The organism is Nocardioides panacihumi (assembly GCF_039530925.1).
Lineage (GTDB): Bacteria > Actinomycetota > Actinomycetes > Propionibacteriales > Nocardioidaceae > Nocardioides > Nocardioides panacihumi.
Map to the genome: position 1 here is coordinate 1,057,484 of NZ_BAAAPB010000001.1, position 12,810 is coordinate 1,070,293.

The following is a 12,810-nucleotide window of genomic DNA, read 5'->3' on the forward strand; positions in this document are numbered from 1 at the left end:
GCATCGAAGAGATGTTCGCCGAGGTCGCCCGTGAGCATCCGCGCTGCGTGTGGCTCGACGGCGGAGGCGGCCGGGACTGGTCGGGCCGCCGGTCGCTGCTCGGCTGGCTCGAGCCCTCGGACGTGTCCCTCACCTACTCCGCCTCACGCGGTGAGGTGACGCGGCACGTCGACGGCCGCGCGGAGGTCGTCGGCTCCGACGTCTTCGAGGTGCTCGCGCGCGAGGTCGCGACGGGTGGTCAGTGGTTCGGGTATCTCGGCTACGCCTGCCGGGCCGACCTCCCCGCGACGCCGTCGGCCGACATGCCCGACGCGGTCTGGATGCGGCCGAGCCACCTGCGCCTGGTCGACCACGACTCACCCAGGGAAGACCGGACCGCACCCAGGGAGCACCGGAACTTCCGGGGTGTCGTGCAGCCCCGGAAGTTCCGGAGTCCCCGGTTAACCGGGGACTCCGCCCCCGCCCCCGCCCCCGCCCCCGCCGCCTACCGGGAGGCGTTCGAAGCGGTCCAGGAGGCACTCCATGCGGGTGACACCTACGAGACCAACCTGACCTACCGCATCACCGTGGAGCAGCCGCACGACCCCGCCGCGGCGTACCTGATGCTGCGCAGCGTCAACCCCGCGCCGTACGCCGGCTTCCTCCAGCACGACGTCCCTGGCGCCGGCGCGTGGCTGCTCAGCTCGAGCCCGGAGCGGTTCGCGCTGGTCGACGACGGCTGGATCGAGACGCGGCCGATCAAGGGGACCACGCCCCGGTCCGCCGACCCGGCGACCGACGCCGAGCACGCACGCCGCCTCGCGGACGACACCAAGTTCCGCAGCGAGAACCTGATGATCGTCGACCTCCTCCGCAACGACCTCTCGATGGTCTGCGAGCACGGCACGGTGACCGTGCCCGACCTGATGCGGGTCGAGTCGTACTCCAGCGTCCACCAGCTCGTCAGCACGGTCCGCGGCCGGCTGCGCGAGGGGATCGGCACGGTCGACGCGCTGAGGACGCTCTTCCCGGCGGGCTCGATGACGGGCGCGCCGAAGCTGCGCACGATGGAGATCATCGACCGCGTCGAGGCTCCGCCGGAGCTGGGCGGGCCACGCGGCGCCTACTCCGGCGCGTTCGGATGGATCTCGGCCGACGGCGCGGCCGACCTCGGCGTCGTCATCCGCACGCTCACCAGCCCCGACAGGCGGCGGTGGACCCTCGGCACGGGCGGCGGGATCACGGTGCGCAGCGACGTCGAGGAGGAGTACGCCGAGAGCCGCTGGAAGGCGGAGCGACTGCTCGCCGCCCTCGATGCCGCGGGCGGCGGCGGCGTGGCAGGCTGATCCCATGGCCATCTCGCTGCGCAACATCGTGCTCGACACGACGGACGTGCCTGGTCTCTCGGAGTTCTACCGGGACCTGCTCGGGTGGAGCTTCCCCGACGGCTACGACCCCGACGACCACACGTGGCGCACCCTGGTCGGCCCGGACGGCGTACGTCTGGCGTTCCAACAGGCCGAGTCGGTGGCGCCGACGACCTGGCCCGACCCGGCGGTGCCGCAGCAGCTGCACCTGGACTTCCTCGTCGACAGCGTCGAGGAGCTGGAGGCGCACCGTCGCCGGGCGCTCGAGCTGGGGGCCGCCGTACGCATGGATCAGTCGGACGACGCCGAGGAGCCGCTCTGGGTCTTCACCGATCCGGCGGGACACACCTTCTGCGTGTTCGCATGGCCGGGGCAGTGATCGTTCACCGATGATTCGCAGGGCGCGCAACGGCGATGCAACAGGAGAGGACTAACGTGGACGACATGGCTCAGCCGCACGTGATCGTGCTGTTCGGGGCGACCGGCGACCTGGCTCGCCGCAAGTTGCTGCCGGGCCTGCTCCGCCTCTTCGAGGCCGGGCTGCTCGAGGACTCGATGATCGTCGGGACCTCGCTCGAGGAGATCGACTCCGAGGGGTTCGTGAAGCTGGCGCGCGACGCCTGCGAGGAGTTCGGCAAGGGCGTCGTGAGCGACCAGCGCTGGGCGCCGTTCGCGGCGATGCTGTCCTATGTCCCGACCTCCCAGGGCGCGCACGCGCTGGCCGACCTCGTCAAGGACGCGGAGAAGAGGCTGGGCGGGCCCGCCCAGCGGCTGCACTACCTGTCGGTGCCGCCCAAGGCCGCGCTCGACGTCATCCACGAGCTCGACGAGGCCGGGCTGGTCGAGCGTGCGCGGATCATCATGGAGAAGCCGTTCGGCACCGACCTGGCCTCCGCGAAGGTGCTCAACGCCGCCGTGCACCAGGTCTTCGGCGAGGACCAGATCTTCCGCATCGACCACTTCCTCGGCAAGGAGGCGGCGCAGAACATCCTCGCGTTCCGGTTCGCCAACGGCCTCTTCGAGCCGATCTGGAACCGCAACTTCATCGACCACGTCCAGATCGACGTGCCCGAGACGCTCGGGCTCGAGGGCCGCACCGCCTTCTACGAGAGCACCGGCGCCTACCGCGACATGGTCGTCACCCACCTGATGCAGGTGCTGGCGTTCATGGCGATGGAGCCGCCGACGTCGCTGGCGCCGGGTCCGATCAGCGACGAGAAGAACAAGGTCTTCCGTTCCATCCGGCCGATCGACCCCGCCAACGTCGTCCGCGGGCAGTACACCGGCTACCGCGGCAAGAACGAGGTCGCGGACGACTCCGACACCGAGACGTTCATCGCGCTCAAGGTCATCATCGACAACTGGCGCTGGGCGGGTGTGCCGTTCTTCCTGCGCACCGGCAAGAAGATGGCCGAGGGCGCGCGGATCATCTCGATCGCGTTCAAGGAGCCGCCGCTGACGATGTTCCCGGCAGGCTCCAACGCGGGCACCCAGGGGCCGGACCACCTCACGTTCGACCTCGCCGACCAGTCCAAGATGTCGCTGTCGTTCTACGGCAAGCGGCCCGGACCGGGCATGAAGCTCGAGAAGCTCTCGATGCAGTTCTCCACCACCGAGACCTCCTCGGCGGTCGGCGTGCTGGAGGCGTACGAGAGGCTGATCCACGACGCCATGCGCGGTGACCACACGCTCTTCACGACCGCGGAGGGCATCGAGACGCTGTGGGAGATCTCCCAGCCGCTGCTCGACAACCCCTCGCCGGTGCGGCTCTACGCCCCGGGCTCGTGGGGTCCGAACGCCATCCACCAGCTCATCGCGCCGCACGCCTGGCGGCTGCCGTTCGAGCGGTCGTGGCGCGAGACGGGGACCCTGCAGAAGGAGTGACCCGGCGACCGGCGCCGCCGCATGCTGTGGATGCTCACCGTGACACGTGGGCCCCGGACGCGGAGAGCTGGCCGAGGAGCACCTTCGTGGCGCGCAGGACCCGCGGGCCGTCGTACGGCCTGAGGGCGAGGGCGTTGACGGTCTGGATCAGGGCGTGGTTCTGGAGGAAGGCCGAGACGGCGTACGCCGATCCCGAGGCGTTGACGACCAGCCGTGCGTCGTCGGCGCCCGGGACGGCCGGGCGGCTGACCGTGCCCGCGGGCTTCATCGTCGACCACGCGGCCTCGAGCCCCTGGTCGAACCAGAGGTAGGACAGCTCGAACGTCGGGTCGCCCTTCTTCACCGGGACGAGCGCGCAGCGGGGCGTGTCCGCCGTGCCGGTCTCCTTCCGCAGCGGCGCGCCGAGCACGCGTGAGACCGCCGCGGCGTCGATGCCGTCGCACGGGTTGAACGTCGGCTCTGACGGCGACGCCGACGCGGACGGGGAGGCCGTGGTCGTCGCACGAGCGGCCGGCGTCGGGTCGCCGGACGAGCAGCCGGCGAGCAGGACGAGCACGCCGCCCGTCAGTACGGCGGTCAGGCGGCGGTTCACCGGCTGGGTGCCTCCTTCGGCATCGGGGCGGCGACACCGGGGACCTGGAAGACCAGGCGGGCGCCGCCGGACGGGGCCTGCTCGGCGGAGACCGAGCCGCCGTGGCGCTCGGCCGTCTGCCGGACGATCGAGAGACCGAGCCCGGAGCCCGGCATGGCGCGGGACTCGGCGGATCGGTAGAAGCGGTCGAACACGTGCGGCCGGTCGTCCTCGGCGATGCCGGGACCCTCGTCGTCGACCGTGAGCACGCCGTCGTGCAGCGCGACCCGGACGGTGCCGGCGGGCGGGCTCCACTTCGCGGCGTTGTCCAGGAGGTTGGTGACGGCTCGCTCGAGCCCCGCGGACTCCCCGAGGACCCACCACGGCTCGGTGTCGATCGCGAACGTCACCGCCGGTGCCCGCAGCCTCACCCGGGCCGCCGCGTGGTGGACGATCTCGTGCAGCTCCACGGACTCGACGACGGGGGTGAGCGGCTCGTCGCGAGCCAGCTCGACGAGGTCGCCGATGAGCGAGGTCAGCTCCTCCATCTGGGCGTGTACGTCGGCCAGCAGCTCGGCCCGCTGGTCCGCACTCAGCATCGGTCCTGGGGCGAGGTCGGCCTGGGTCAGCAGGTCGATGTTGGTCCGCATCGAGGTGAGCGGGGTGCGCAGCTCGTGACCGGCGTCCGCGATGAGCTGCCGCTGTCGCTGCTGCGAGGCGGCGAGCGCCGCGAGGAGTCCGTTGAACGCGGTCGCCAGCCGGGCGATCTCGTCGTCCCCCTCGACGGGCAGCGGGGCGAGGTCGCTCGGTGAGATCTCCTCGACCGATCGCGTGAGACGGCGCACCGGCCGGAGCCCGTTGACCGCGACACCCCAGCCCGCGAGAGCGGCGACCAGGACGCCCACCAGGCCGCAGAAGAGCATGACCAGCCCCAGCCGGTGCAGCAGGTGCTCCTGGGGTGTGAGGGCCTGGGCCAGCACGAGCGCTCGGGGCTCCCCGGTCACCATCGTGGGCACCGCGACGACGCGGTACTTCTGGTTGCCCGACGAGATGGTCCGGATGCTCGAGCTGACCTTCTGCTGCGCGACGTTGAGCTCGGGCCTCGACAGCGGGGGGAAGCCGCCGACCCGGTCGGGGATGTGCACGCCGCCGTCGACGTCGACGAACGCGATCCGGATGTCGGCGGTGCTGACGACGGCGGCCGGGATCTCGTTCTGGGTCAGCACCAGCAGGGCCGGGGAGACGGCCGCGGCGCGTGCCCGCTGCGTGAGGCTGTCGTCGGTGTTCGCGACGAGCTGGTGACGCATCAGGGCATACGTCGTCACCGACAGCATCGCCACGACGAGGCCGACGGCGATGGTGGTCAGAAGGGTGACGCGGCTGGCGAGCGAGCGGCGGTAGTGCCACGCGCCGTCCGACGTCCGTTCGACGAACGCGGCGGTCATGACAGCGAGGAGGGGGTCACGACTCGCCCGCCCTCAACACGTAGCCGACGCCGCGCACGGTGTGGATGAGTCGCGGCTCGTCCTCGGCCTCCGTCTTGCGGCGCAGGTAGCCGACGTACACCTCGAGCGAGTTGGCGGTCGTCGGGAAGTCGAAGCCCCACACCTCCTCGAGGATGAACGATCGCTCGAGCACGCGCCGCGGGCGCCGCAGGAACATCTCCAGCAGCGTGAACTCCGTGCGGGTCAGCTCGATGCGCCGCGGGCCGCGGGTCACCTCGCGGGTGGCGACGTTCATGGTCAGGTCCGCGAACGAGAGCACCTCGTCCTCCGGGCCCTCCGCGGGCACCGCCCGCCGCAGCAGCGCACGCAGCCGGGCGAGCAGCTCGGGCAGGGCGAACGGCTTCGTCAGGTAGTCGTCCGCGCCGGCATCGAGTCCGTCGACCCGGTCGCCGACCGCGTCGAGGGCGGTGAGCACGATGATCGGCACGTCGTTGCCCGCCGCTCGAAGCGCCTTGGTCGCCTCGAGGCCGTTGAGGCGCGGCATCATCACGTCCATGACGACCACCTCCGGGCGCGCGGACGCGATGACGGCGAGCGCCTCGGCGCCGTCGCCGGCCAGCGAGACGTCGTACCCGTTGAACTCGAGCGAGCGTCGCAGCGACTCGCGCACGGCCTTGTCGTCCTCGACGACGAGGACGCGAGGCTTGGGCGCGGCGGGACTGGTCACGGCACTAGATTGCCACCGACTGCTGAACGGGCGCTGAGAGTGCCGGACCGCGCAACGTCATACGCCCTGGCTGCTCACGCGACCACCTCGTATGACGTCCGGCCTCCACCGACCCGCCGACGCGAGCGCCTCGTCAGCCGATGATCCTGTCGAGGAGCTCGAACGTGTCGTCCACGAAGTGGCCCTCGGGTCGCACCACCAGCGTCCCTCCGAGCCGGTCCAGCAGCACGCATCCCTGCTCGGCGTCGCACCCGAACGGGTCCACCACTGAGTTGACGAACCAGAGGTCCCGGGCGCTGCGCCGGATCTCCTCCCACGCGTACGACGGCTGCAGCACCGGCTCCTCGTTCGTGTTGGGAGGCGTCGAGTAGCCCGCGACGAGCACGGCCTGCGCGACCGTCACGTCGAGGTGCTCCAGCAGTGCCAGCAGCAGGGCTGCCCCGCCGGAGTGGCCGACGAGCACGGTGTCCTCGTCGAAGGAGTGCGCCTCGAGCACCGACGGCAGGAACGTCTCGATCGGCTCGACGTTGATCCCCGGCAGGTGCGGGACCTCGACGGTGTAGCCCCGGGCCCGGAGCCGCTCGGCGAGCCACGGATACCAGATGTAGGTGGGCCGCGCGCCCGTGCCGTGGAAGATGATCGCCCTCTTGCTCATCGCGCCGGCCACCCTGCGCCGGCCACGTCGACCGGCACCCGCACGACCTGGCCGTCCCAGTCGGTGTGGGTGGACAGCGCGGCGGCGCCGGGCCACCGTGCGCCGACGACGTACAGCTCCGGCACGTCGGCGAGCGTGCAGGCGAAGCCCCCGCGGTCGAGCGTGACGGTCGCGAGCACGTCGCCGCCCTCGGCGACCCGCACGCAGTGCTGGTGGGGGACGTCGGCGTACCAGGCGGCGCCCTCGGCGTCGAGGCAGATCCCGTCGGGGTTGTCGTCGCCCAGTGAGGCCCACGTCCGGCGACCGGACAGGGTGCCGTCGTCCGCGACGTCGAAGCCGACCAGCTCCGAGCGGTAGGAGTCGGCGACGACGAGCGTGCGCCCGTCGGCGCTCACGGCCATGCCGTTGGGGAAGGCGATGTCGTCCGCGACGACCACGGCATCCTCACCGGGTCGCACGAGGGCGACGAAGCCCGGTGCCCGGTCGCCGGCCGGGGGGCCCTGCGCGAAGTCGAAGCCGGCACCGTTGACGTAGGCGAAGCCACGCCCGTCGACCACGATGTCGTTGCAGCCGTGCGGCGAGAGGCCGGCCAGGTCGGCGTACGCCGTGAGGGTCCCGTCGGCCTCGCGCGTGAGCAGCGCGCGCTCGGGACCCGAGACCAGCACCAGGCGGCCGTCCGGCAGGAAGTCGAAGCACAGCGGCAGCGACGCGTGCCGCACGACGACGTCGAGCCGACCCTGCCCGTCGAGCGTGAGGATCTGCCCGGCGGTCCAGTCGCTGAACCAGAGTCGGCCCTCGTGCCAGCGCGGCGACTCGACCAGGCCCAACCCGGTGGCGAGGACGTCCATCAGTGGCAGTGCCCGCCGTGCGCGTCCACCTGGGTCACGCCGGGCCTGGTCCACTGGGCGACGGGCCGGCCGTCCTTGCGCCACCACCCGGTGCCGCCGCTCGCCCGGTGCGGCTGCGGCCAGCCCGCCGGCGAGTCCTCCCACTGCTCCTGGCGCCCGTAGACGGTCAGGTCGGCCAGCAGGAGCGACGGGATCATCGCCTCGCAGCCGCGGCCGTCGGTGTCGTAGGTCTGGAACACCCGGTCGCCGACCCGGAGGTAGGCGTTGATCCAGCCATCGGACACACCCGACTCGTCGACGCCGTGCACGGAGAACCACGGCACCGTGTAGCCCATGAAGTCGCGGAACGGCTCGTACTCCTCCCGCGGCCCCTCGCACCACACGCCGAAGGCGATCCCGCGGGCCTCGATGTAGGCGGGATCCTGGAAGTTCCACATGTTGGCGGTGCAGCCCTCGCACTGGCGCTCGAAGGGCTCGCCCGCGTGCCACATGTGCTTGATGGTGAGCAGCTGGTCGTGGTCGCCGAACATCTCGAGCAGGGAGGTCGGACCGTGCTCGCCGTCGAGCGAGATGTTGCGGACCTCGGTCATCGGCAGGCGTCGGCGCTCGGCCGCGAGCGCGTCACCGGCACGCGTGTGGGCCTTCTCGCGCACCAGGAGATCGTCGCGGCGGCGCTGCCAGGTCTCACGGTCGACGACGGGCGGGGTGGGGAGCTCGGTCTCGACGGTCATAGGCGCTACGCTAAACATAGTTGACGCTCTTGTGAAGAGAGTTAGGTGCGAAGTGCCCGCGAAGAAGACGTACGGCGACCTCGGCGACGCCTGCGCGACCGCGCACGCGCTCGACGTCGTCGGCGACCGCTGGAGCCTCATCGTCGTGCGCGAGCTCATGCTCGGCCCGCGACGGTTCGCCGACCTCCAGTCGGCGGTCGTCGGCATCACCCCGACGGTGCTGACCGAGCGGCTCCGGCACCTCGCGGGGGTCGGAGTCGTCGAGCACGCGACGCTGGACGACCTGGCGCGCACGCGCGCCTACCGGCTGACGCCGTGGGGGCGCGGGCTCGAGGACGTGATGGCGGCCCTCGGCCGCTGGGCCCACGGCTCGCCGGGCTTCCCGGTCGCCGGCGGCAGCATGACGCCCGACGGTGCGATCGTGGCGATGCGCACGATGACGCCGCCCACCCCCGAGGCGCCCCGACCGGTGGAGCTGGGGATCGACCTCGTCGACGTGCGACGCGCGGCGGCCGGCGTACGCCGCTATCGCTTGCGGTGGCGGGCGCGCTCGTTCGAGCTCGTCGAGGGTCTCGCCGAGGCACCGGACGCGACGGTGACGGGCGACTCCACCGCGTGGACCGAGGTGGTGTTCGGCATGGGGCCGCTCGAGGAGGCCGAGCGCGACGGCCGGCTCGCGGTGGACGGCGACGTCGATGCGCTCACCACGGTCCTCGAGCTCTACCGCTCGGTGCTGGCCGGCTGAGGCCGACCGTCGGGAGGACGGCCGGTGGGGGAGGATGGGCCGCATGCCTTGGTTCACCTCTCCCGCGGATGCGACGACCCGCTTGGCGGAGGTCGGCTACCTGGCCGACGCCGCGACCGCCACGACGGCGTTCCTCGCCGGCGCCCTCGAGAAGCCGCTCCTGGTCGAGGGGCCGGCCGGCGTCGGCAAGACCGAGCTCGCGAAGGCGGTCTCGCGCGCGACGGGCGCTGATCTCGTCCGGCTGCAGTGCTACGAGGGGCTCGACGAGGCGCGTGCGCTCTACGAGTGGAACTACAAGAAGCAGCTGCTCCGCATCCAGGCGTCCGGCGGTGACCAGGCCTGGGAGGAGACCCACGACGACATCTTCAGCGAGGAGTTCCTCCTCACCCGGCCGCTGCTGACCGCGATCCGGCGCGAGCAGCCGACGGTGCTGCTCATCGACGAGGTCGACAAGACCGACGTCGAGGTGGAGGGGCTGCTCCTCGAGGTGCTCTCCGACTTCCAGGTGACCATCCCCGAGCTCGGGACGGTCGTCGCGACCCGGCGTCCCTTCGTCGTGCTCACCTCCAACGCGTCGCGCGAGCTGTCCGAGGCGGTCAAGCGACGCTGCCTCTACCTCCACCTCGACTACCCCGAGGCCGAGCGGGAGAAGGAGATCGTCACCTCCCAGGTGCCCGACCTCGACGACAAGGTGGCGACCCAGCTCGTCGCCGCGGTGGCCCGGCTGCGCGACCTCGAGCTCAAGAAGGCGCCGTCGATCGCCGAGTCCGTCGACTGGGCCCGCACCCTCCTCGCCCTCCAGATCGACGACCTCGACGCCAAGGCGATCGACGACACGCTCGGAGTCGTGCTCAAGCACGCCTCCGACACCGAGCGGGCGGTCCGGGAGCTGAAGCTGCGGTGACCCTCCTCGACCGGCACATCGCGTTCCTCGAGGCCCTCCGGGCCGCGGGGATGCCGGTGTCGCTCTCCGAGGACCTCGACTCGGTCGCTGCGCTGGGCGTCGTCGGCTGGGGACAGCGCCAGCAGGTCCACGACACGTACGCCGCCACGCTGGTCAAGCGGCAGAGCCAGCGCGCGACGTTCGACGAGCTGTTCGAGATCTACTTCCCGCGGATGGTCGGCGAGGGTGCCTCCGCCCCGACGTACGACGAGGCCGTGAAGGACGGCGCCGCCGACCTGGCCGCCTTCACCGAGGAGCTCGCAGACGCGCTCGAGGCCGACGACGTGGAGCGGCTGCGGCAGCTGGCGAGCGAGGCGGTCGGACGGTTCGGGTCGATGCCGGGCCGCGGGCCGGGGATGAGCAGCTGGTCGGCGTACACGACCTTGCGGCGGCTCTCCACCGACGAGCTGACGCTCAAGCTGATCGACGGTCTGCGCCGTGGTGGCTGGACGGAGGAGCAGGCCGGCCGCGCCGCGGCGAAACGGGTCGGCTCCTACCAGCGGATGGTGGAGTCGGACGCCCGGCGTCGCATCGCCGAGGAGAAGGGGCCCGACCAGATCGCCCGCATCACCGTCCGGCCGACCATCGACCGGCTCGACTTCCTCTCCGCCCGGCGTACCGATCTGGAGGCGCTGCGGCGCGAGATCTACCCGCTCGCGCGGCGGCTCGCGACCCGGCTGACGCAGGAGAAGCACGCCCGTCGGCGCGGGCCGATCGACATGCGGCGCACCGTGCGGGCCTCGATCGGCACCGGGGGCGTCCCGATGACGACGCACCACCGGCCCAAGCGGCCCCATCGCACCGAGCTGGTGATCCTGTGCGACGTGAGCGGCTCTGTCGCCAACTTCGCGTCGTTCACCCTGATGCTGGTCTTCGCGCTGCGCGAGCAGTTCGGCAAGGTGCGGGCGTTCACCTTCGTCGACGACGTCCACGAGGTGACCGACTACTTCACACCGGGCGCGGACCTCGTCGACACGATGACGCGGCTCGCCGATGCGACGTCGCACGCCGCCCGTTTCGGCCGCACCAACTACGGCCGCGCGTTCGGCCGCTTCCAGGAGGACCACGCCGACGCGCTCGGGCAGAAGTCGTCGCTGCTCATCCTCGGCGACGCCCGGTCCAACTACAGCGACCTGTCCCTGCCGACGCTGCGCCGGATGACTGACGCCGCCAGGCACTCCTGGTGGCTCAACCCCGAGGCACGCCGCAACTGGGACACCGGCGACTCGGCGGCCTCGGACTACGCCGCCGTCGTGCCGATGGTCGAGTGCCGCAACCTGACCCAGCTCACGGAGTTCGTGCACGACATCGTGTGACTCAGGTCGGTGCGACGACCTCCAGGCCGACCCGATCCGCGGCTTCGGCGAGCCGGCCGTCGTACGTCACCATCACGTCGACCCCGAGCTGGAGCGCACCGGCGAGATGGAGTGCATCGAGGCTTCGTAGCGCCAGCTCGGGCAGGAGCACGCCGGCCTCGGAGAACACCTGCTTCGGGAGGTCGTAGATCGAGATCCGGTCGAGGACCGCCGATGCGGCCGACTGCGGGAGGTGCGCGCGGTGTGCGAGCCGGCGCAGCTCGGTCTCGAGGAGGTGAGTGCCCACGAGTGTGATCTCCGGTCGATCGGCCCACGCGCCGAACGCGACGGACTGCGGCTCGTCGATGAGGCGCTTCGCCGCCGCCGACGTGTCGAGGTAGGCGACTGTCACGGGCGATCCTCGCGCAGATCGTCGATCATCCCCTGGATCGTCTCCTCCGACTCGTAGAGCGGCAGCTCGGACCAGCCACCCCTTCTCCTGGCGGGTCGGGACAGGGGCAGCCCGAGACGCCGGTCGCCGAGCGGGACGATCATCGCGACCGGCTCGCCGTTGTTGGTGATGGTGAAGGACTCGCCCGCCGCGACGGCCTTGAGGATGCGCCCCGACTCGTTGCGCAGCTCGCGGTGGCTGATCGACTCCATGCTCTCGACCGTAGCACCTGTAGCACGCATGCTCACCCGGCTGTCGCCCAGCTGCGGGGCCGGTCGCCGCGCGCGATCTGGAACACCGTGCTGTCGACCCGGTCGCCGGGCCGCGCGAGGAACGGCGAGAGCCCCGCGATCGCCTCCTGCACCCTCGGGTCGCTCGACTGCTCGGCCGCCACGGCGGCCGCCGAGTAGTGGGCCAGGTGGTGCTTGTCGAACGACGGCGAGGCCGTGCCGCTGTCGAACCGCACAGACACGACCTGCGGCGAAGGCGCCGCGCCCGCGTCCAGCAGGGGCACGGGGTCGCCCTCGTGCTCCAGCGCGAGGATCTCGACGTCCGGCGGGACGTCCGCCGGCACGATCGGCGAGCCCAGCGTCACGACCCGGGTGATGTCGTACGGCGAGTCGCGGGCCGCGAGCTGGACGGACTGCATCCCGCCCTCGCTGTGACCCACCAGCAGGACCTGCTCGCCCGGACCGACACCTGCCTCGTGCAGCGCCTCGAGCACGCCGGCGCCGTACGCCGTCTGCACGCCGGCGCTCAGGCTCACCGCGGCACCCAGGTCGCGCACATCGGTGCCGCTCCCGGGCACGTTCCACTCCTCCACGCCGGGGAGGTAGACGACGTGCCGCCGCCCTCCGCCCGCGCCCGTGATGGTCTGGACCTCGATCGCGCCCCCGTCGGAAGCGTCGTCGGCGAGCCGGCTCACCTGGCCGACGTGGTCGACGAGTGACGCGAGGCCGGTCGGCGCCGTCGAGGACATGGCCACGTGGAGGCCTGTCGGTCTCACCCGGGGCGCTGCGGACTCGCGGCCGTAGGCGAGCGCGAGGGTGTGCTCGTCGAGCAGGAGCTGCTGGTGGACGACCGCGTCGGCGCCTTCGAGGAGCGCCACCGCGTTGCGGACGTCCTGCGCGTGCGTGCCGATCGCGGCCGACCAGGCGCCGAGCGCCCCG

At 71.8% G+C, this 12,810-nt stretch carries 15 protein-coding genes; 6 read left to right on the forward strand and 9 right to left on the reverse strand.

The features are described 5' to 3' along the window. The first annotated feature begins 11 nt into the window (after positions 1 to 11). The 3 genes from ABD205_RS05015 (at position 12) to zwf (ending at position 3,230) form a co-directional block, all read left to right on the forward strand. Entirely contained in the window at positions 12 to 1,325 is a 1,314-nt protein-coding gene (locus ABD205_RS05015; RefSeq protein ID WP_344043030.1) for an anthranilate synthase component I family protein, read from the forward strand. A 4-nt stretch (positions 1,326 to 1,329) separates the two neighbouring features. Continuing rightward, positions 1,330 to 1,725, forward strand: a complete 396-nt coding sequence (locus tag ABD205_RS05020) for a VOC family protein (RefSeq protein WP_344043032.1) — start codon at positions 1,330 to 1,332, stop codon at positions 1,723 to 1,725. Between the two features lie 65 nt (positions 1,726 to 1,790). After that, positions 1,791 to 3,230: a glucose-6-phosphate dehydrogenase gene (zwf, locus tag ABD205_RS05025; protein ID WP_344043034.1), complete on the forward strand. Its 1,440-nt coding sequence runs from the start codon at positions 1,791 to 1,793 to the stop codon at positions 3,228 to 3,230. A 34-nt stretch (positions 3,231 to 3,264) separates the two neighbouring features. On the opposite strand, the gene ABD205_RS05030 is transcribed toward zwf, so the two are convergent. The 6 genes from ABD205_RS05030 to ABD205_RS05055 form a co-directional block, all read right to left on the reverse strand. Next, on the reverse strand, positions 3,265 to 3,822 hold the full coding sequence (locus ABD205_RS05030) for a DUF3558 family protein (protein ID WP_344043036.1): 558 nt from the start codon (positions 3,820 to 3,822) through the stop codon (positions 3,265 to 3,267). Beyond that, the gene (locus ABD205_RS05035; protein WP_344043038.1) at positions 3,819 to 5,246 is read right to left on the reverse strand and encodes a HAMP domain-containing sensor histidine kinase; all 1,428 of its coding nucleotides are present in this window, start codon (positions 5,244 to 5,246) and stop codon (positions 3,819 to 3,821) included. Before ABD205_RS05035 ends, ABD205_RS05030 begins: the two co-directional genes overlap by 4 nt. Positions 5,247 to 5,262: 16 nt before the next feature. After that, positions 5,263 to 5,973 (reverse strand): response regulator transcription factor, encoded by a 711-nt coding sequence (locus tag ABD205_RS05040; RefSeq protein ID WP_344043040.1) that lies wholly within the window; start codon positions 5,971 to 5,973, stop codon positions 5,263 to 5,265. Positions 5,974 to 6,106: 133 nt separating this feature from the next. Beyond that, positions 6,107 to 6,628, reverse strand: a complete 522-nt coding sequence (locus ABD205_RS05045) for an alpha/beta fold hydrolase (protein WP_344043042.1) — start codon at positions 6,626 to 6,628, stop codon at positions 6,107 to 6,109. After that, positions 6,625 to 7,476, reverse strand: coding sequence for an SMP-30/gluconolactonase/LRE family protein (locus ABD205_RS05050; protein ID WP_344043044.1), 852 nt, complete (start codon positions 7,474 to 7,476; stop codon positions 6,625 to 6,627). The genes ABD205_RS05045 and ABD205_RS05050 overlap by 4 nt, the downstream gene beginning before the upstream one ends. Beyond that, the gene (locus ABD205_RS05055) at positions 7,476 to 8,207 is read right to left on the reverse strand and encodes a DUF899 family protein (RefSeq protein ID WP_344043046.1); all 732 of its coding nucleotides are present in this window, start codon (positions 8,205 to 8,207) and stop codon (positions 7,476 to 7,478) included. The genes ABD205_RS05050 and ABD205_RS05055 overlap by 1 nt, the downstream gene beginning before the upstream one ends. 52 nt (positions 8,208 to 8,259) lie before the next feature. Between ABD205_RS05055 and ABD205_RS05060 the strand changes: the two genes are divergently transcribed. From ABD205_RS05060 to ABD205_RS05070, 3 genes are read left to right on the forward strand one after another with little or no spacing between them, the layout of a single operon-like run. Continuing rightward, positions 8,260 to 8,952 (forward strand): winged helix-turn-helix transcriptional regulator, encoded by a 693-nt coding sequence (locus ABD205_RS05060; RefSeq protein WP_344043048.1) that lies wholly within the window; start codon positions 8,260 to 8,262, stop codon positions 8,950 to 8,952. A gap of 43 nt (positions 8,953 to 8,995) precedes the next feature. Then, complete coding sequence (locus ABD205_RS05065) at positions 8,996 to 9,856, forward strand: AAA family ATPase (RefSeq protein WP_425572779.1); 861 nt, start codon at positions 8,996 to 8,998, stop codon at positions 9,854 to 9,856. Continuing rightward, positions 9,853 to 11,211, forward strand: a complete 1,359-nt coding sequence (locus ABD205_RS05070; protein WP_344043053.1) for a vWA domain-containing protein — start codon at positions 9,853 to 9,855, stop codon at positions 11,209 to 11,211. Before ABD205_RS05065 ends, ABD205_RS05070 begins: the two co-directional genes overlap by 4 nt. Before the next feature lies 1 nt (position 11,212). On the opposite strand, the gene ABD205_RS05075 is transcribed toward ABD205_RS05070, so the two are convergent. The 3 genes from ABD205_RS05075 to ABD205_RS05085 all read right to left on the reverse strand — a co-directional run. After that, the gene (locus ABD205_RS05075; RefSeq protein WP_344043055.1) at positions 11,213 to 11,602 is read right to left on the reverse strand and encodes a type II toxin-antitoxin system VapC family toxin; all 390 of its coding nucleotides are present in this window, start codon (positions 11,600 to 11,602) and stop codon (positions 11,213 to 11,215) included. Then, positions 11,599 to 11,853 (reverse strand): type II toxin-antitoxin system Phd/YefM family antitoxin, encoded by a 255-nt coding sequence (locus ABD205_RS05080; protein ID WP_344043057.1) that lies wholly within the window; start codon positions 11,851 to 11,853, stop codon positions 11,599 to 11,601. The genes ABD205_RS05075 and ABD205_RS05080 overlap by 4 nt, the downstream gene beginning before the upstream one ends. A gap of 32 nt (positions 11,854 to 11,885) precedes the next feature. Further along, positions 11,886 to 12,810, reverse strand: a 925-nt coding sequence (locus ABD205_RS05085) for an alpha/beta fold hydrolase (protein WP_344043059.1), incomplete at its 5' end; no start/stop codon positions are given.